We start from the raw sequence: 18858 nt of genomic DNA on the forward strand, positions 1-18858 counted from the left end.
GCAGTCAGCCGGGTTGGCGAACGGCGGCCATCTTTGGGCGTTGCCCGATCAGCGCCGGCCCCGAGCCCAACGACCAATGGCGCGTGAGCCATTCGGCGAGAAAATCGACAAAAATACTGGTTTTGGCAGGCAGCAGGCGGGTTTCGGTAACGGCATACACCGGAAACGGGCCGCCGTGCCAATCTGGCAGCACGCGCACCAGTCGGCCCGCCCGCACTTCGGCTTCGCATCCCGCTTCGTCCAATCCCGCAATGCCGACCCCGCGCACTGCCAGTTGGCGCAACATGGCGATGCTGTTGACGGAAAAGCGGCTTTTCGGTTGCACCATCACCTGATCCTTGCCCGATCGCAGCGGCCAGGCTGTGGCGCGATTGGCCTGCGACGAGCGAAACTCCAGGAATTCGTGTTTGGCGAGTTCGTCCGGGTGACGAGGGAAGCCGTTCACCGCGATATATTGCGGTGCAGCATAGAGCATTGCCGGAATTGCACCAAGAAGGCGCGCGATCTGAGTAGAATCGGGAAGCTCGCCGATCTCGATGGATACGTCACACGTGTGAAACACCTGTCCGGCATGTTCGGGGGCGGCAAGATCCAGATGGAAGGTCACCGCAGGGTAGCGCTTGGAGAACTCCACGAATGCCGCTGCGAGGAAATCCGTCCCGAAATCGGCCGGCATGTTCACGCGTAGCGGACCTGTCGGCGTGCTGACCAGGTGTTGGAGTTCTTCATGTGCAATCTGTGCCTCGGCGACGATGCGCTCGCATCGTTCGAGATAGCGCTCGCCAGCCTCGGTGAGTGCGACCTTTCGCGTCGTTCGGCTGAGCAGCCGCACGCCCACCGCCCGTTCCAGTTCCGCCACCTGACGCGACAGCGTCGACTTGGGCATGCCAAGTGCGTCCGCCGCGCGGCTGAAACTTCGCGCACGGGCGACTTCAACAAATAGTTCCATTCCGTAAAGGCGTTTCATGCCTGGGATTATTCCATATATGGAACTATGTTTTCGAGAATTACCACTTTGTTTCTGTAACGGGATAGACGAAAATAGGCGTCTTTTTGCAGCGCACCAAGTGTGTGCGACGCGCCGGTCTGGCGCGGGATAGCAGTTTTGGGATCGGATCTAATGAAAAGCAATAATGTCATTCAGCGGGCGGCGGGTGTCGCCTGCGTGTCGGTGTTGGCTCTCGCATTGGCAGCATGCGGAAAGAAAGATGAAGCGCCGCCGGCACCGCCGCCCTCCAAGGTGAGCGTGGTCACGCTGAAGACAGAAACCGTCGCGCTGACGACACAACTGCCTGGACGGACGTCCGCATACCGAATTGCCGAAGTGCGCCCGCAAGTTAATGGCATCGTGCAAAAGCGGCTCTTTACCGAGGGTGGTGAGGTCAAGCAAGGCCAGCAGCTCTATCAGATCGATCCGGCAATCTATCAGGCTGAAGTCGACAATGCGCGGGCTTCCCTGGCGCGCGCGCAAGCGACGCAGAAGACCGCAGCACGTCTGGTCGAGCGCTATGCGCCGCTGGCCAAGACGCGCGCGGTTGCGCAACAAACGTATGATGAATCGGTCGCGTCGCGCGATCAGGCGGCCGCCGATGTGCAATCGGCCAAGGCTGCCCTGGATACCGCACGCATCAATCTGGTTTACACCAAGGTGCTGGCGCCGATCTCGGGCCTGATCGGCCGCTCGAACTTCACCGAAGGCGCGCTGGTGGCCGCACAGCAGGCCAACGCGATGGCGACGATTCAGCAGATCGATCCGATCTACGTTGACGTCACGCAGTCCAGCATCGAGCTCTTGCGCCTGCAGCAAGACCTGGCAGCCGGTCGTCTGCAACGCGCCGAGGGCGCTCAAGCGGCCCGCGTGACGCTGATGCTCGAAGATGGCACGCCTTACGACCAGCCCGGCAAGTTGATGTTCTCCGAAGTGACGGTGGATCCGACGACCAGCTCGGTCCTGATCCGTGCCGAGTTCCCCAATCCCAAGCGCCGTTTGCTGCCGGGCATGTTTGTGCGCGCGCAGCTGCCCGGTGGCGTGGACGATAACGCGCTGCTCGTGCCGCAACGTGGCGTGACGCGCAATCAACGGGGCGAACCCACAGCCCTGGTCGTGAATGCCGAGAACAAGGCCGAACTGCGCAATCTGAAGACCGATCGTGCCATCGGCGACAAATGGCTTGTGACGGATGGCTTGAAGGTGGGTGACCGCGTGATCGTCGAAGGACTGCAGACCGTGCGTCCTGGTGCTCAGGTCCAGATCGTCGACGCCGCCACCAAGCCGGGCCAGCAGCCCGCAGCCGGTGCCGCAGGCGCCGCACCTTCGGGCGGAGCGCCCGCAGGGAATGGTCAGGGTGCGGGCGGCAACGCCGACGCCAAAGCGAACTAAGGAGTTTCTCGCATGGCAAAGTTTTTTATCGACAGGCCGATTTTCGCCTGGGTGATCGCGATCGTGCTGATGTTGGCCGGTGCGCTATCGATCAGGTCGCTGCCGGTGTCGCAGTACCCGGCCATCGCGCCACCCGCCATTTCGATTCAGGTGACCTATCCCGGTGCATCGGCCAAGACGGTGCAGGACACCGTCGTGCAGGTCATCGAGCAACAGATGAACGGCCTGGATGGTTTGCGTTACTTCACATCTGAAAGTAACGCCGACGGCAGCATGACTATCGAACTCACGTTCGAGCAGGGCATCAATCCGGATATTGCGCAGGTTCAGGTTCAGAACAAGCTGTCCACCGCCGAGGCTTTGCTGCCGCAGGAAGTGCAGCAGCAAGGTATCCGGGTGACGAAGGCGACCGCCAACTTCCTGATCGTGTTGGGCTTCGTGTCGACCGACGGCAGCATGGCGCGTGAAGACATCAGCGATTATGTGGCGGCATTCGTCCAGGATCCGATCAGCCGTACCAAGGGCGTGGGCGACTTCCAGTTGTTCGGGTCGTCCTATGCCATGCGCATCTGGCTGGATCCCGAGAAGCTGGTCAATTTCAAGCTCGTGCCCAGCGATGTGACGGCGGCCATCAGTGCGCAGAACGTACAGATTTCAGCCGGTCAGTTGGGCGGTTTGCCCGCGGTCAAGGGGCAGGAATTGACGGCGACCGTGATTGGTCCCACCCGTCTGCAAACGCCCGAGGAGTTTCGCAAGATCCTGGTCAAGGTCAATCCCGACGGCTCGCAAGTGCGCGTCGGCGACGTGGCACGGGTATCGCTGGGTAGCCAGAACTATTCGATCGATTCGTTCTACAACGGCGCGCCGGCATCCGCACTGGCCATCAAGCTGGCAACCGGTGCCAACGCGTTGGACACGGCCGAGGCCGTACGCGCCACAGTCGATGGGCTGAAGCCGTATTTCCCGCCCGGCCTGGACGTGGTGTATCCGTTCGACACGACGCCGTTCGTGAAGCTGTCGATCGAGGGCGTGATTCACACCCTGATCGAAGCCATCGTGCTGGTGTTCCTGGTGATGTATCTGTTCCTGCAGAATATCCGGGCCACGCTGATCCCGACCATGGCGGTGCCGGTGGTGCTGCTGGGGGTATTCGGCGTGCTGGCGGCTTTCGGCTACTCGATCAACACGCTCACCATGTTCGGGTTGGTGCTCGCCATCGGGCTATTGGTCGACGATGCCATCGTGGTGGTGGAGAACGTCGAGCGGCTGATGGAGGAGGAGGGGCTCACCCCCAAGCAGGCGACCAAGAAGTCCATGACGCAGATTACCGGCGCGCTGATCGGTATCGGCATGGTGCTGTCGGCGGTGTTCCTGCCGATGGCGTTCTTCGGTGGCTCCACCGGTGTGATCTATCGTCAGTTCTCGATCACGATCGTGGCGTCGATGGTGCTGTCGGTCGGCGTGGCCATTATCTTTACGCCCGCGTTGTGCGCCACCATTCTCAAGCCCATCAAGAAAGGGCATAGCGAGAGCAAAAAGGGCTTTTTCGGCTGGTTCAACCGCAAGTTCGACAAGGCGAGCCACGGATACGCGAACAACGTCTCGCGCGGCCTGGGCCGTCCGAAGCGTCTGATGCTGATCTATCTGGTGTTGCTGGTGGCAATGGCCTGGGTGTTCCTGCGTTTGCCCACGGGCTTTCTGCCGGACGAAGATCAGGGGATTCTGTTCGTTCAGGTGCAAACGCCGTCGGGTTCGACCGCCGAGCGCACCAAGGAATCGATCGACAAGGCCACTGCCTATTTGTTGAATGAGCAGAAGGACGCCGTGGACTCGGTGCTCGCGATCAACGGCTTCAGCTTTGGCGGCCGGGGTCAGAACTCCGCCATCATGTTCGTCAAGCTCAAGGATTGGTCGGTGCGCAAGGATGCCGCACTGCAGGCAGGCGCCGTGGCCGGTGCTGCGTCGGGCTACTTCGCGCAAAATATCCGCGATGCACAGATCTTTGCGTTCGCACCGCCCGCCGTGCTTGAGCTCGGTAATGCCAACGGTTTCGACCTGCAGCTGATCGATCGTGCCAACGTGGGGCCGGAGGCCTTGCTGGCGGCGCGCAACCAATTGCTTGGCATGGCCGCGCAGAGCAAGACGTTGGTGCGTGTGCGCCCCAATGGCGTGGAAGATTCGGCGCAGTACGAAATTGCGATCGATCGTGAGAAAGCGTCTGTACTGGGTGTATCGATCTCCGAAATCAACACCACGTTGTCCACCGCCTGGGGGTCGTCGTACGTCAACGACTTCATCGACCGCGGTCGTGTGAAGCGCGTGTATATCCAGGGCGAAGCCGATGCCCGGATGAATCCGGAAGATATCGATCGCTGGTACGTGCGCAATAGCGCGGGCGAGATGGTGCCGTTCTCGGCATTCGCCACCGGCAAATGGACGTTCGGGCCGCAAAAGCTCGACCGCTACAACGGTTCTGCCTCGTACAACATTCAGGGTGAAGCCGCACCGGGGTCGAGTTCGGGCGCAGCCATGGCCGAGATGGAGCAGTTGATGGCCAAGCTGCCTGCCGGCGTCGGCTACGAGTGGACGGGTCTGTCGTACGAAGAACGTTTGTCCGGCTCGCAGGCGCCGATGCTGTATGCGATTTCGCTGATCGTGGTGTTCCTGTGCTTGGCGGCACTTTATGAAAGCTGGTCGATTCCGACTGCGGTCATGATGGTGGTGCCGCTGGGGATCATCGGCGCGGTGGTCGCGACGCTGTTGCGCGGCATGTCCAACGACGTTTATTTCCAAGTGGGGTTGCTGACAACCATCGGCCTTGCCGCAAAGAACGCGATTTTGATCGTGGAATTTGCGAAAGAGCATTGGGAGCAGGGCGCGAGCCTGAAAGAGGCAGCGGTGCACGCGGCACGCCAACGTCTGCGTCCGATTCTGATGACCTCGTTGGCCTTTACGCTGGGCGTGGTGCCTCTGGCCATTTCGACCGGCGCGGGTTCGGGCAGCCAGAACGCCATCGGTACCGGCGTCATCGGCGGTATGCTGTCCGCCACCTTCCTGGCCATCTTCTTCGTCCCGGCGTTCTTCGTGATCATGCTGTCGCTTTTCAAGGTGAAGCGTTTGAGCGAGAACCAGGACAAGCATTTGAAGCAAGATGACGACGAGGATAACGAAGACGCGCCTGCCGAACATGGCAAGGGCGATCGCCCGAACGGCGAGCAGGAACCAAAGCAATGAGAATGTCATCGATGAGATCACTGTGGACCGCCTCGCTGGCGGTAACCCTGGCCGGGTGCTCCCTGGCACCCACCTATGAGCGTCCGGCGGCGCCGGTGTCGGGCACGTACCCCACCGGCCCGGCGTACGGCGCGCCCGACCAGAGCGCGGCCCGTGCCGATGGCGTGGCAACCGCCGATATCGGCTGGCGCGAGTTCTTCACCGACCCGCTGCTGCAGCAATTGATCGAGATGTCCCTGGCCAACAACCGCGATCTGCGCATTGCCGCGCTCAACGTCGAGTCGGCCCAGGCGCAGTACCGGATCGAGCGCGCCAATCTCTTCCCCAGCGTCGGGGTGGGCGGACAGGCCAATATCCAGCGCACGCCCGGCGATCTGTCGATTTCCGGCAATTCGAGCACGAGCCGCACTTACAGCGTGGGCGCGTCGTTTTCGGATTGGGAGCTGGATCTGTTTGGCCGGATTCGCAGCCTGAGCGATGCGGCGTTGCAAGAATATTTCGGTCTGGAAGATACGCGTGAAGCGACGCAGCTGTCGCTGATCGCCGAAGTCGCCAACGCGTACATGACGTTTCGCGCCGACCAGGAATTGCTCGCCCTGACCGAAGAAACGCTGGCCACGCAAAAGCAATCCTACGATCTGACCCTCCAGGGGTATGACGGCGGCGTGAACACCGCCCTGGACCTGAGCCAAGCCGAAGTGTCGGTACGCACGGCCGAGCGCAATTACGCGCTGTACACCCGTCAGGTCGCCAACGATCGAAATGCACTGGTGCTGTTGCTGGGCCAGCCGCTGGACGACAACATGGAGCGTGCGCTCGAACAGGCCAATCGCCTGGACGACAACGCCTTGCCGACGGCCTTGCCCGCCGGCTTGCCCTCGGATCTGCTTACCCGTCGTCCGGACGTGCGTGCGGCGGAGCATCAGTTGATGAGCGCCAACGCCAACATCGGCGCGGCACGCGCGGCGTTCTTCCCACGTATCGGGTTGACCGCGAGCGGCGGCACGTCCAGCTCCAGTCTGGATGGGTTGTTCAAGGCCGGCTCGGGCACCTGGGCGTTCAGTCCATTGATCTCGGTGCCGATCTTTGCGGGCGGGCAGTTGCGCGCCAGCCTCGATGTGGCCGAGATTCAGAAAGACGCGCGCATCGCCCAGTACGAACGCACGATTCAAACGGGCTTTCGAGAAGTGGCGGACGCCTTGGCGGGCCGCGGCACGCTCGATCAGCAGATTCGCTCGCAAGAGCAGCTGGTGGCCGCGACGCAGCGTGCCTATGATGTATCAGACCAATTGTTCCGCGGCGGCATCAGCAATTACCTGACGCTGCTGGATTCGCAGCGCTCGCTGTATGACGCGCAGCAAACGCTCGTCACCACGCGACTGTCGCGGATCAGCAATCTGATCACGTTGTACAAGGTGTTGGGCGGTGGTTGGACGGAACGCACGCCGGCATCGGCGGCTGCACCCGGAACGGCCGCGGCTGGCACCGCCGCAAATGGCACGGTTACGGACGCGCCGGCAACCTCGTCGTCGACGCCGGCACAGCGTCCTGCTGGGTCGACATCGTCGTCTTACATGCGCCCGCAGCCCGGCTCGGTCACGCGCGTGCAGCAGCCGACGTCGGGCCGTTGATGGCTTGATGACTGCGCGATCTGAACGGTCGCCTAACAAAATGCCGCGTGAAGCCTTATCGGCCACGCGGCATTTTTTCTGTCGCTTTCCTTGTCGCTTTAGTCGCGTATCGGCGGTCAGCCGGCCTTGCCGTTCAACGTGTAAACGGCGCGCTCATCCTGCGCCAGCAGTTTGGTCAACCAGGGCAGGGCAGTCTTCAACTCGTCGTGCAAGGTGTACGGCGGGTTGACGATATACATTCCGCTGCCATGCAGACCCAAACCATCGGGGGAAGGCTTGCGCACGCTCAACGTGGCGTGCACCCAGCTCTTGGCCTCGATCTTTTCGAGATGCCGGCCGATCTCGGACGACTCGAGGCGCTGCACCATCGGATACCAGACGACGAACGTGCCGGTGGCGAAGCGCTGCAGGCCTTCCTTCACGGCCAGATAGGCGCGGCGGTAGTCGCGTTTGTCTTCGTATGACGGGTCGATCATCACGACGCCGCGGCGCGTGGGCGGCGGCATCATGGCTTTCAGGCCATCGAAGCCGTCAGTGGCGTAGATGGTGGTTTGGCGAATGGCGCTGCGGCTTTCTCGCTCGAGGTTGGCCAGCAGCACTTCGGATTCGGTGGGGTGGAGCTCGAACAATCGCAAGCGGTCGTGCTCACGCAGACTATGCAGGGCATACCAGGGCGAGCCGGGATAATGGCGCAGACCCTCGCCACGATTGACCGCACGCAGGCGGGCGATGTAGGCCGCAAAGAGTGGCGGCAGGTCGTTGCGATTCCAGAGGCGCATGACCCCGTCGGCGAACTCGGCATTTTTTTCCGCCCAGTCGCTATCGAGCGTGTAGCGCCCGGCGCCCGCGTGGGTATCGACCACCCAGTACGGGGCATCCTTGCGGTTCATATAGTCAAGGATATGAACCCAGATGGCGTGTTTGAGAACGTCGGCATGATTGCCGGCATGAAAGGCGTGGCGGTAACTAAACATGCGTGCAGTCTACCCGTCAACGACCGGCCACGTCGCGCATCGCGACGAGCTCATCGGTAAAAATGCCGTCCATGCCCCATTCGCGCAACTGTTTTGCGCGCGCCACGTCGTTCACGGTATAGGCTGCCATGCGATAGCCGGCATCGTGCACGGCGGCGATCAGCTCGGGCGTCGCGCGCTTTTGATTGATGTTCAGTGCAACGCAGTCGTACTTCACCAGGCGTTCGCGCCAGTCTGCCGTGGGTTCGGAGAGCAGCAGGGCGCGCGGCAATTCGGGCGCGGCCACGTGCGCGGCAGCCAGTGCCACCTCGGAAAACGACGACAGCAGCGGCGGCACGCTTGCATCTGCCCACAGCGCGCGGCAGGCCAATGCGACGGCGGTACCGGTGGCGGCTTCATGCCCGAGCGACGGCTTGATCTCGACATTGCTGGCAATGCCATTGGCAAGCAGAAACTGCACGACCGCTTCAAATGTGGGCACGCGCTCGCCGGCGAATGCGGGCGAATGCCAGCTGCCGGCGTCGAGTTGCGACAGTTCGGCGTACGTCATATCGGCCACGCGCCCCTGACCATTGGTGCAACGGTCTACGGTGTCGTCATGCATCAGCACCAGAATGTTGTCGCGGGTGAGCTTGACGTCGTATTCGACGAAGGTGTACCCCTCGCTTGCCCCCAGGCGCATTGCGGCCAGGGTGTTTTCGGGCGCATGACGCCCGCCGCCACGGTGGGCGATGAGGGCGGGATAGGGCCAGTCGAATGCGGGTGCGGACATGCGGGTCATTCCTGTTGAGAGATGAGCGGAGCAAACAGTCGAAAATGGTAAACTGCCCCGGCTAAACGGTTCACACCGGTACGGGGACGAGGCGGATACGATTCGGGGTTCGCCTTTTTTTATGCGCTTTATTGCCGCGCGGGGTTCAGTCAACGCGCGGGATCAGGGACTTCAATTGTTCGATTTTATTCGCAACCACCGACGTTGGATGCAAGTCATCCTGTTGGTCTTGATCGTGCCGTCCTTTTTCCTGGTCGGGATTCAGGGTTATGACAGTTTCGTCAACAAGGCGCCGGATATGGCGGTTGTTGGCGAGTCGGCGATCAGCCAGGCCGATTTCGATGCCGTGCGCCGCGACCGTCTCGAGCGCCTGCGCCAAAGCATGCGCGAGCGTTTCGACGCCGCCCGCCTCGATACACCCGCAAGCCGCCAGGCGTTGCTGGATCAGATGATCGACCAGCGTCTGCTGGCCGCCGTCGCGATCGACAACCGTTTCTCGGTCTCCGACGAAACGTTGCGCAACACGATCGCCTCGATTCCCGCTGTGCAGGACGATGGCCGTTTTTCGCCCGAGCTCTACCGTCAGGTATTGGCCTCGCAAGGCATGTCGCCCGCCCAGTTCGAAGCCGGCATGCGCCGGGATCTGGCCGTGGCGCGTGTGATCGAACCCGTGGGTCAGTCGGCGCGGGTGCCGACCACCGTGGCCAACAGTGTCGATAGCGCACTCACGCAAACGCGGTCGGTGCAGACACGCCGCTTCGATGCCGCCGCGTATCGCGACCGCGTGACCGTGTCCGATCAGGACATCAAGGCCTGGTACGACGCCAATCAGCAAGCCCTGCAGATTCCCGAGAACGCATCGGTACGCTATGTGGTGCTGGACGAGGCTGCCGCAACGGCGGGTATCGAGGTCAAAGATGCCGACATCGCCACGTACTACAAGCAAAATCAAAACCGTTTCGGTCAGCCGGAGCGCCGCCGCGCCAGCCATATTTTGATTCAAGTGCCCGCAGGCGCATCGGCCGACGTGCGCAAGACGGCGCAAGGCAAAGCTGCGGCACTCGCCGCGCAGGCCGCGTCCAATCCCGCCGGTTTCGCCGATCTGGCACGCCAGAATTCGCAGGATGCCGGTTCGGCCGCCAATGGTGGCGATCTGGGGTGGATCGTCAAGGGTGTGCTGCCGCCGGCGCTCGATTCGGCCATCAACAGCCTCGCGCTCGACCAGGTGTCGGGTGTCGTCGAAAGCCCGTCCGGTTATCACGTGTTGAAAGTCACGGCCGTTGAAGCACCGACGATCAAGCCGTTGGCCGACGTGCGCGACACCATCATTGCCGAGATCAAGCAACAGGAGGGTGCCAAGCGCTTTGCTGAGATGGCCACCACGCTGACCAAGCAGGTTAACGATCAGCGCGATTCGCTCGAGCCGGCCGCCGAAGCTGCGGGTTTGAAGGTGCGCACGGCAACGGGTGTCACGCGCGACGGCTTGTTGCCTGCCGAACAGGCCGGTGCAGGCGCCGCCGCTGCCAGCCGCGACGCGGACATCCTGAGCAGCCCGCGCGTGCGCGAGGCATTGTTCTCCAACGAAGTGCTGCGCGAGAAATTCAACTCGGGCGTCATCGAATTGGCGGCAAACAAGATGGTGGTGGTGCGTCTCGATGCACTGAAGCCCGCACAGGTGCCGCCGCTCGCCAGCGTGACCGATCGTGTGCGCACCACCTTGCGTAATCAAAAGGCTGCCGAAGCCGCCAAGCAGGCAGGCGAGGCCGAACTGGCGACGCTGCGCACGTCGCCCGTTGTGACCGTGCCTGCGGGCTTCGGCCCCACGCAAATGGTGTCGCGCCGCGAAGCCGGCGACCTGTCGCAAAGCGTGCTGAATGCAGTCGTTCAGTTGCCCGTCACGCCCGTACCGGCCTACACCGGCGTGGCGGATGGGTCGGACTACGTTGTCGTCCGCCTGGAATCGGTCAGCGCCGGCAAGCCCGACGCGCAGGCTCAAGCCATGCTCACTCAGCAGTTGAACGATGCCTGGGCGCAAGCCGAAGACGCGGCCGTGATCCGCATGCTGCGCGAGCAGTACAAGGTCAAGATCACGCCGGAAGCCGAACGCATCATCAAGGGTGAAGCGACGGCCGAAGGCTGATCGGGATCGGCGGGTGAGGGTGCCTGCCACCTGCCACCTGCCACCTGCCACCGCGAAGAGGGATGGTTCGGCGATGATTTCCGGCTGACAAACCGTGCGGTCTACGCCGGCAGGCAGGTCAAATGGACCGTACTTCTCACCCTCCGAAAAGAAAAAGGCGCTTCGTTCGAAGCGCCTTTTTTGCAGTGATCGCCTTGGGTGGGCGATCACATTGTTTGCGGCATGACGTCAGGTACGGCATTGCATGAAAGCCTCGTGTCAGCCCGTTTGCTTGCTCAGCATCGGTTCGAGCACCGGCCAGACATTGTCGCGCAGCGTCGGTTGGGCATCTTCGTTGGGATGGATGCCGTCGGCCTGAAACCACTCGCGACGGGTGGCCATTCCTTCGAGCAGAAACGGCACGAAGGTGGCGTTCTGGGCTTTGGCCACCGTGGCGAACAAACCCTGGAAACGATCGGCGTAAGCCCGGCCATAGTTTGGCGGAATCTGCATACCGACGATCATGACTTTCGCGCCGGCCTTGCGTGCCTGCTCGGCCATGGTCGTCAGATTGTTCTGGGTCATGTCCAGCGCGAGGCCGCGAAGGGCGTCGTTGCCGCCGAGTTCGATGATGACGATTGCCGGCTTGTGCTGTTCGAGCAGGGGGCCAATGCGTGAAACGCCACCGCTGGTGGTATCGCCGCTGATGCTGGCATTGATCAGACGATAGTTAGGGTATTGTTCGTTCATGCGTTGCGCCATCAAGGGCACCCAGCCCGAGCCGCGCCGCAGGCCGTACTCCGCAGAGAGGCTATCGCCCACCACGAGCACGTTGCGCATGCTGGCGGTATCGCGGGAACCGCTGGCGGTAGACGCGGTCTGAGCGGAAGCGGGAACATAAGCACACAACAGCAGGACGGCCGAGAGGCTGGTCCGGCAAAGCAAACGGAAGAATAGGCGCATGGATAGTCGCAACGCGATCGTAGTAAAGGGGTTGGGCAAGCAAGTGGCCGATGCGGGCGGTTCGCTGTCGATCCTTGAAGGCATCGATTTTACGATCCAGGCCGGCGCGGCGGTGGCCATCGTCGGCAGCTCGGGCTCGGGCAAAAGTACCTTGTTGGGACTGCTGGCGGGCCTGGATGTTCCCTCAACGGGTAGCGTTCACCTGGCCGGGGAAGATCTTTTCGCATTGGATGAGGATGGACGTGCCCAATTGCGCGCCCGCCACGTCGGCTTTGTTTTCCAATCGTTCCAGCTGCTCCCCAATCTTACGGCACTCGAAAACGTCATGCTGCCGCTTGAACTGGCTGGGAAGCCCGCCCGCGCGTCGGCTGAAGCCATGCTCGAGCGGGTCGGGCTGGGCGCGCGGCTGCATCACTATCCGCGCACGCTATCGGGCGGCGAACAGCAACGCGTCTCGCTTGCGCGTGCATTCGTGGTCGAACCGGCGCTGTTGTTTGCGGATGAGCCCACCGGCAGCCTTGACGTGGCGACGGGCGAAACGGTGATCGATTTGATGTTTGCCTTGCACCGCGAGCAGGGCACAACGTTGGTGCTGGTGACCCACGATCCCCAGCTTGCCGCCCGCTGCGCCGAGCAGATCGTGCTGAAGGCGGGTCGCCTGAGCACCTGAGCACCTGAGCACCTAAGCACCTAAGCACCGCGGGCGGCGTTGGCGAAGCATGTACACGGCTGACGACGGCGATTGGGCACCTCAATGCGACGATTGGGTGCTTGCCCCACTCACTTGGCGCAGGCGTTGACCGCGGCGCCATTCGAGCAGGCTGATGGTTACCCCACTTGCACAGACCACGGCAATACCCAGCCACGTGGTCGCATCTGGAAAATGCCGCCACACCAGCCAGCCCATGGCGGTAGACGTCACGATCTGCAGATACAGCACGGGCGCCAATGTGGATGCGGGCGCATTCCGATACGCGCCGATCTGAAACAAATGGCCCAGCGCGCCCGAGAACCCGGTCGACAGCATGATCAGGATCTGGCCTGCACTCAGTTGTGCGATCGCGGCCATCGCATCGGACCAGAGCACCGGCAATGCGAGTGTCAGACAGGCCGTGCCCACACCGCCGCTCCAGATCAACGACGTGAACGGATTTTCGCCGGCAATGCGTCGCGTGGCGACGAATTGACCGGCGAAAAGACACGCGGTGACCAGGCCGGCGGCCACGCCAGCCAAGGGCAGACCGCTGCCAGGCCGGATGATGAGCAACACGCCGGCAAAACCCACGCCTGCCGCCACCCAGCGCGACATGCGCGGTTGCTCGCCCAATACCCAGGGCGAAACCGCCAGCACGATAAGAGGCGCAAGGAAATTGATGGCGGTGGCTTCCGACTGCGGCAACAGGCTCAGCGTCGTGAAGAACGAGAGCGTGGCGCAAAACATTAATGCGCCGCGGACGAACTGCCGTCCGGGCTGTCGCGTGCGCACGATGGACCAGCCTCGGGCCGGTACGACCAGCGCCAGAACCAGTACCAAATGCACGGCGTATCGGATCCAGGCCAGAAACAGCAGTGGTACGCCGGCCGCCATGATCCACTTGCTCGTGCCATCCAGTACCGACAACATCACCATCGAGGCCAATAGCCACACGATGCCCCACACTGGCCGCGCGATTGGCGCAGCAGTCCCTGCCGACATGCCTGTCTCCCTTTTATGCGCAGTGATGATACGCCTTGATACGGCTGGTGCGGGATGGGCGCGCGACTCCTCGGCATCTCGACGCGGACAAGCGCGTTCAAAACCGCTTATTCGGCAAGCCTTTAGCGGTAAAGCATCACAGCATTGGGGCGCGATTTGCAGCCTGCCGGGCAATCGTTAACGCTTGCAATCGGTAGGAAGCGCCGCCCGCGGGATGGAGTAACATCTTTCGGATGCTGGCGCCTCACAAGGGCGTACAGCCGGATGAACGCCCTCGTTGCAGGGTGGCCCTATGCCAAATTGAGGAGATGCTTAATGGTCAAGAAACACGTTGCCGCCGTCTGGCTCGGCATGTCGGTCGCGCTTTTTGGCGCAGCCACGCCCGCGTTGGCCCAGCAAGGCAAAACGCTGACCGTCGCCACCGATACGGCCTTCGTACCGTTCGAATTCAAGCAAGGCGACAAGTATGTCGGCTTCGACATCGATCTGTGGGATGCCATCGCCAAGGAAATGAACGTCAAGTATCAGTTCCGCCCGATGGATTTCAGCGGCATCATTCCGGGTCTGCAGACCAAGAACCTCGACGCCGCCTTGGCAGGGATCACGATTCGTGACGATCGCAAGAAAGTGATCGATTTTTCGGATCCTTACTACGAGAGCGGTCTGGCCATCCTGGTAAGCAGCAAGAATACCGACATCACCGATGCGAAAAGCCTCGCTGGCAAAACGGTTGCCGTGAAGACCGGCACGGCCACGGTCGACTTCCTGCGCAAGGAAGTGCCCGACGCCAAGCTCAAGCTCTTCCCAAACATCGATAACGCCTATCTCGAACTGGCTACAGGCCGCGTCGATGCCGCGGTCCACGATACCCCCAACGTCCAGTACTACGCGAACTCGGCCGGCAAGGATCGCACCAAGGTCGTCGGCAAGGTCAAGAGCGGTGACTTCTACGGCATCGCGATGCCCAAGGGTAGCCCGCTGGTGGCCGACGTCAACAAGGCGCTGGCCACGTTGAAGTCCAACGGCAAGTACGACGAAATCTACGCCAAGTGGTTCGGCAAGCAGCCTTGATTCAGGGCTGACGTGGCGCACATTGCCAACGTCTGAACGGGGCCGGCTCAAGCGAGTCGGCCCACGTGTTTAAGGGGATCCATTTTGGAATTCGACTGGTCAGTCATTGTGGACGCCCTTCCCAATCTCTGGGAAGGCACCAAGATGACGATGCTCATCACCTTCTGCGGCTTGGCCGGCGGCTTCGTTCTCGGGGCGCTCACCGGTGTGGTGCGCGCTTATGGCCCAACGTGGTTGTCCGCCATTGCCCAGGTTTATGTGGCCGTCATCCGTGGCACGCCGATCGTGGTGCAGGTCATGTTCCTGTACTTCGCATTGCCGTTGATGGTGCCCGACCTGCGCATCGATGCGCTGTGGGCCGCGATCATCACCCTGATCGTCAACTCGGGCGCCTATATCTCGGAGATCGTGCGCGGTTCGCTGCTCTCGGTGCACAAGGGCCTGAAAGAGGCGGGTCAGGCCATGGGTCTGCCATTTCACAAAATCCTGACGCACATCATTGGTCCAGTGGCGTTTCGCCGCATGATTCCGCCGCTGGGCAATCAGTGCATCATCAGCTTGAAGGATTCGTCGCTCTTCATCGTGATCGGTGTGGCCGAACTGACGCGGCAAGGGCAGGAGATCATGGCGAGCAACTTTCGCGCAGTCGAAATCTGGTCGGCGGTCGCCATCATTTATCTGATTCTCACCGGCGCATTGGCATTGGGCCTGCGGCTGGTCGAAAAAAGGATGCGCATACTATGAGCATGGTCGAATTTCGCAACGTCATCAAGCAGTTCGGTACGTCGACCGTGCTGGACGACATCTCCCTCGATATCAACGAGGGCGAAGTCGTGGTGGTGGTAGGGCCTTCCGGTTCGGGTAAGTCCACCTTCCTTCGCTGCATCAATGTGCTTGAAACCATTCAGGGCGGCGATCTGCTGGTCAACGGCATCAGCGTGCACGGCTCTGATGAGCAAGTGCGCGAGATCCGCCGTGAAGCCGGCATGGTGTTTCAGCAGTTCAATCTATTCCCGCAGCTGTCGGCATTGGATAACGTGATGTTCGGGCCCATCCATACGCGGGGCGCCTCGAAAGAAGACGCGCGTCAGCAGGCCGAAACCCTCCTGGCGAAAGTGGGCTTGGCCGAGCGCATGAATCATTTTCCATCCGAGTTGTCGGGCGGCCAGCAACAACGCGTGGCCATTGCACGCGCGCTGGCCATCAAACCGCGCTTGATGCTGTTCGACGAGCCCACCTCCGCGCTCGATCCCGAGTTGCGCCAGGAGGTCTTGCAAGTCATGCAGACGCTTGCACAGGAAGGTATGACGATGGTGGTGGTCACGCACGAAATGGCGTTCGCCCGCAGCGTGGGCAGCCGATTGCTGTTCATCGACAAGGGCAAGATCGCGCACGACGGCCCGCCGTCGGAATTGCTCAGCAATCCGCCGAGCCAGCGTTTAAAGGACTTCCTGCAGCACGTTCATTGAGCCTGAGCGTTAAGCGCCACGTTTGTGATCTGGCGTGCAGCACGTTCACTGTGTAAGGCGTTCAGCACCAATGTTGCGCTGGCCGCGCAGTGCAGTCACTGTTCGACGCGGTCAGCGCCTTCACTGAGATGAGCGTGCCGAGCCGGCGCGCTGAGCGGTGCATGTATTGCAGGCATAAAAAAATCGGACCCCGCGGGGTCCGATTTTTTTGTGGCTGGATGGCGGCGCCGTCAACCTTTAACGCGCACGATGCGCTGCACTTGCGGGACGTGTCGGATCGACCGGATCACCTGTGCCAGATGCTTGCGGCTCTCGACCTGAATCGTGAGGTGCAATGCCACGGTGGCCGTTGCATCATCGTGCATGGTCACGTGCACGATGTTGGCATCCGCAGCGGTCACTTCTGCTGCCAGACGGCCAAGCGTTCCGCGTTCGTTACGGCAGGTGATATCCAGGCGAGTCGAGAAGTGCTTGGCCGGCTGGGAATCCCACGCCACGCTGACCCACCGATCGGGTTCGCGCGCTTGCAGGCGAAGGGCCACCGGGCAATCAGCGGTATGAACGACCAGTCCCTGGCCGATCCGCAAACCGGCGATGATGGGGTCGCCCGGCAAGGGGCCGCAACAGCTTGCGAGCTGTACGGCCTGACCCTCATTGCCTTGAATCATGATCGGCGCGCTACGCGCCGACGTGATCTCGTCGACCGCAGCGGCCGTGGTGGCGACCAGGCTGTTTTCCGGCTGGAAGCGACGGGCGACGACGGCAGCCAGGCGTTTACCCAATCCGATGTCGGCCAGGATCTCATCGCGTGAACTCGCCCCGGTACTGCGCGCCAGTTTCTCCCATGCGGGATCGTTGACGTCGGGCAAATCGAGATGGAGATCGTGGAGCGCCTGCGACAGAAGCCGTTCACCGAACGCAACCGATTCTTCGTACTTGACGGTGCGCAGGTAGTGACGAATCTCTGAGCGTGCGCGGCCAGTGCGCACGTAGTTGAGCCACTGCGCATTGGGCCGCGACGCCGGCGAGGTCACGATTTCAACCGAGTCACCGCTGTTCAGTTCTTTGCGCAGCGGTACGAACTCGTTGTTGACCTTCGCTGCCACGGCCTGATTGCCGATATCCGTATGAATGGCATAGGCGAAATCGACCGGTGTGGCGCCGCGCGGGAGCGAAATGATCTTGCCGCGAGGGGTGAACACATAAACGGCATCGGGGAACAGGTCGACTTTGACATGCTCGAGAAACTCACCCGAATCGCCGGTCTGGCTTTGAATATCCAGCAGAGACTGCAACCACTGATGGGTGCGTTTTTGCAAGTCATTCAAGCCTGTGGACGCTTCCTTGTAAAGCCAATGGGAGGCAACGCCTTCCTCGGCAATGTGGTGCATGTCGCGCGTACGCACCTGGAACTCGACGGGTGTGCCATAAGGACCCACCAGCGTGGTATGCAGCGATTGGTACCCGTTGACCTTGGGGATGGCGATGTAATCCTTGAACTTGCCCGGCACAGGCCGGAATAGCTGATGCAAGGTGCCCAACGCCAGATAGCACTCGGGCAGCGTGTGCACGATCACCCGGAACCCGTAGATGTCGAGTACTTCAGAAAACGTTTTTTTCTGATCGACCATCTTGTTATAGATGCCGAACAGGGTTTTCTCTCGGCCCGTGACTTCCGCCTCAATGCCCGCAGCGGGCAGGGCAGCCCGGACGGCATCGCTGATCTTGCTGATGACCTCGCGGCGATTGCCGCGCGCAGACAGTACCGCCTTGTAGAGCACCTGATACCGATTGGGGTACATCGCGCCAAAGCAAAGATCCTGCAGCTCGCGAAACAGCAGGTTGAGCCCCAGGCGATGTGCGATGGGGGCATAAATCTCGAGCGTTTCGCGCGCGACGCGGCGGCGCTTTTCAGGATTGACCGCGTCGAGCGTGCGCATGTTGTGCACGCGATCGGCCAGCTTGATGAGAATGACGCGCACATCGCGCGCCATTGCCAACAGCATCTTGCGAAAGCTCTCCGCCTGCTGCTCAGCCTTGGTTGCAAAGTCGAGACGATCCAGTTTTGAGAGACCGTCGACCAGTTCTGCGACTTCGGGACCGAACTTCTCGGCCAGCTCGTGCTTCGGTATTCCCGTGTCTTCCATGACGTCATGGAGCAGGGCTGCCGAGAGCGCGTTGGCGTCGAGCTTCCAGCCGGCACAGATTTCCGTGACGGCGATGGGATGCGAAATATAAGGCAGCCCACTGGAGCGAAACTGCCCGAGATGTGCGCGGTCAGCGAAGCGATAGGCCTCGCGGACGCGATCGACGTCTTTCGCGTCGAGGTACTGGGCAATGACTTCAGTAAGGGGTGCCAGAGAGGCGATGATGGGTGTTGCTGGGGCAATGGCATCCGTTGCATCCGGAGCCAACGCCAAACCGGCGGGCGTTTGCACCGCGCCTTTTTTCTTCTTGCTGGGACTGCGACCCAGGCGAGAACCGGCGCGTAGCGCCGCTAGCAAGCCCGAGGATGCCGATTTGAGTCCTGGAAACGCCATGCGAGCCGC

14 protein-coding genes are annotated in these 18858 nt (G+C 61.7%); 8 read left to right on the forward strand and 6 right to left on the reverse strand.

Translation table 11 applies throughout. The features are described from left to right. Positions 1 to 4: 4 nt before the first annotated feature. On the reverse strand, positions 5 to 949 hold the full coding sequence (locus EYW45_RS15925) for a LysR family transcriptional regulator (protein ID WP_161137060.1): 945 nt from the start codon (positions 947 to 949) through the stop codon (positions 5 to 7). A 171-nt stretch (positions 950 to 1120) separates the two neighbouring features. Here EYW45_RS15925 and EYW45_RS15930 point away from each other — a divergent pair, with 171 nt between their 5' ends. From EYW45_RS15930 to EYW45_RS15940, 3 genes are read left to right on the forward strand one after another with little or no spacing between them, the layout of a single operon-like run. Continuing rightward, complete coding sequence (locus tag EYW45_RS15930) at positions 1121 to 2380, forward strand: efflux RND transporter periplasmic adaptor subunit (RefSeq protein ID WP_161136422.1); 1260 nt, start codon at positions 1121 to 1123, stop codon at positions 2378 to 2380. A gap of 12 nt (positions 2381 to 2392) precedes the next feature. Continuing rightward, entirely contained in the window at positions 2393 to 5614 is a 3222-nt protein-coding gene (locus tag EYW45_RS15935) for an efflux RND transporter permease subunit (protein ID WP_161136423.1), read from the forward strand. Then, positions 5611 to 7245: an efflux transporter outer membrane subunit gene (locus EYW45_RS15940; RefSeq protein ID WP_161136424.1), complete on the forward strand. Its 1635-nt coding sequence runs from the start codon at positions 5611 to 5613 to the stop codon at positions 7243 to 7245. The genes EYW45_RS15935 and EYW45_RS15940 overlap by 4 nt, the downstream gene beginning before the upstream one ends. Positions 7246 to 7361: 116 nt before the next feature. Here the strand turns inward: EYW45_RS15940 and EYW45_RS15945 are convergent, their stop codons facing one another. Both EYW45_RS15945 and ugpQ read right to left on the reverse strand, forming a co-directional pair. Beyond that, positions 7362 to 8219, reverse strand: coding sequence for a 23S rRNA (adenine(2030)-N(6))-methyltransferase RlmJ (locus EYW45_RS15945; RefSeq protein ID WP_161136425.1), 858 nt, complete (start codon positions 8217 to 8219; stop codon positions 7362 to 7364). A gap of 16 nt (positions 8220 to 8235) precedes the next feature. Then, entirely contained in the window at positions 8236 to 8991 is a 756-nt protein-coding gene (gene ugpQ / locus EYW45_RS15950) for a glycerophosphodiester phosphodiesterase (RefSeq protein ID WP_161136426.1), read from the reverse strand. Between the two features lie 121 nt (positions 8992 to 9112). Here ugpQ and EYW45_RS15955 point away from each other — a divergent pair, with 121 nt between their 5' ends. Then, positions 9113 to 11131: a SurA N-terminal domain-containing protein gene (locus EYW45_RS15955; RefSeq protein ID WP_202444760.1), complete on the forward strand. Its 2019-nt coding sequence runs from the start codon at positions 9113 to 9115 to the stop codon at positions 11129 to 11131. Positions 11132 to 11389: 258 nt separating this feature from the next. Here EYW45_RS15955 and EYW45_RS15960 read toward each other — a convergent pair whose 3' ends face one another. Next, positions 11390 to 12073, reverse strand: coding sequence for an arylesterase (locus EYW45_RS15960; RefSeq protein ID WP_161136428.1), 684 nt, complete (start codon positions 12071 to 12073; stop codon positions 11390 to 11392). Here EYW45_RS15960 and EYW45_RS15965 point away from each other — a divergent pair. After that, complete coding sequence (locus EYW45_RS15965; RefSeq protein ID WP_161136429.1) at positions 12072 to 12743, forward strand: ABC transporter ATP-binding protein; 672 nt, start codon at positions 12072 to 12074, stop codon at positions 12741 to 12743. The genes EYW45_RS15960 and EYW45_RS15965 overlap by 2 nt on opposite strands. A gap of 81 nt (positions 12744 to 12824) precedes the next feature. Here EYW45_RS15965 and EYW45_RS15970 read toward each other — a convergent pair whose 3' ends face one another. Further along, positions 12825 to 13769 (reverse strand): DMT family transporter, encoded by a 945-nt coding sequence (locus tag EYW45_RS15970; RefSeq protein ID WP_161136430.1) that lies wholly within the window; start codon positions 13767 to 13769, stop codon positions 12825 to 12827. Between the two features lie 315 nt (positions 13770 to 14084). Here EYW45_RS15970 and glnH point away from each other — a divergent pair, with 315 nt between their 5' ends. The 3 genes from glnH to glnQ all read left to right on the forward strand — a co-directional run bounded on the left by glnH (position 14085) and on the right by glnQ (position 16309). Beyond that, positions 14085 to 14840: a glutamine ABC transporter substrate-binding protein GlnH gene (gene glnH / locus EYW45_RS15975; protein WP_161136431.1), complete on the forward strand. Its 756-nt coding sequence runs from the start codon at positions 14085 to 14087 to the stop codon at positions 14838 to 14840. Positions 14841 to 14924: 84 nt separating this feature from the next. Next, complete coding sequence (gene glnP, locus EYW45_RS15980) at positions 14925 to 15584, forward strand: glutamine ABC transporter permease GlnP (protein WP_161136432.1); 660 nt, start codon at positions 14925 to 14927, stop codon at positions 15582 to 15584. Further along, positions 15581 to 16309, forward strand: coding sequence for a glutamine ABC transporter ATP-binding protein GlnQ (glnQ, locus tag EYW45_RS15985; RefSeq protein ID WP_161136433.1), 729 nt, complete (start codon positions 15581 to 15583; stop codon positions 16307 to 16309). Before glnP ends, glnQ begins: the two co-directional genes overlap by 4 nt. 230 nt (positions 16310 to 16539) lie before the next feature. On the opposite strand, the gene EYW45_RS15990 is transcribed toward glnQ, so the two are convergent. Next, entirely contained in the window at positions 16540 to 18849 is a 2310-nt protein-coding gene (locus tag EYW45_RS15990) for a RelA/SpoT family protein (RefSeq protein WP_161136434.1), read from the reverse strand. Positions 18850 to 18858: the final 9 nt, after the last annotated feature.

Source organism: Schauerella aestuarii, assembly GCF_009866805.1.
Taxonomy (GTDB): Bacteria; Pseudomonadota; Gammaproteobacteria; order Burkholderiales; family Burkholderiaceae_B; genus Schauerella; species Schauerella aestuarii.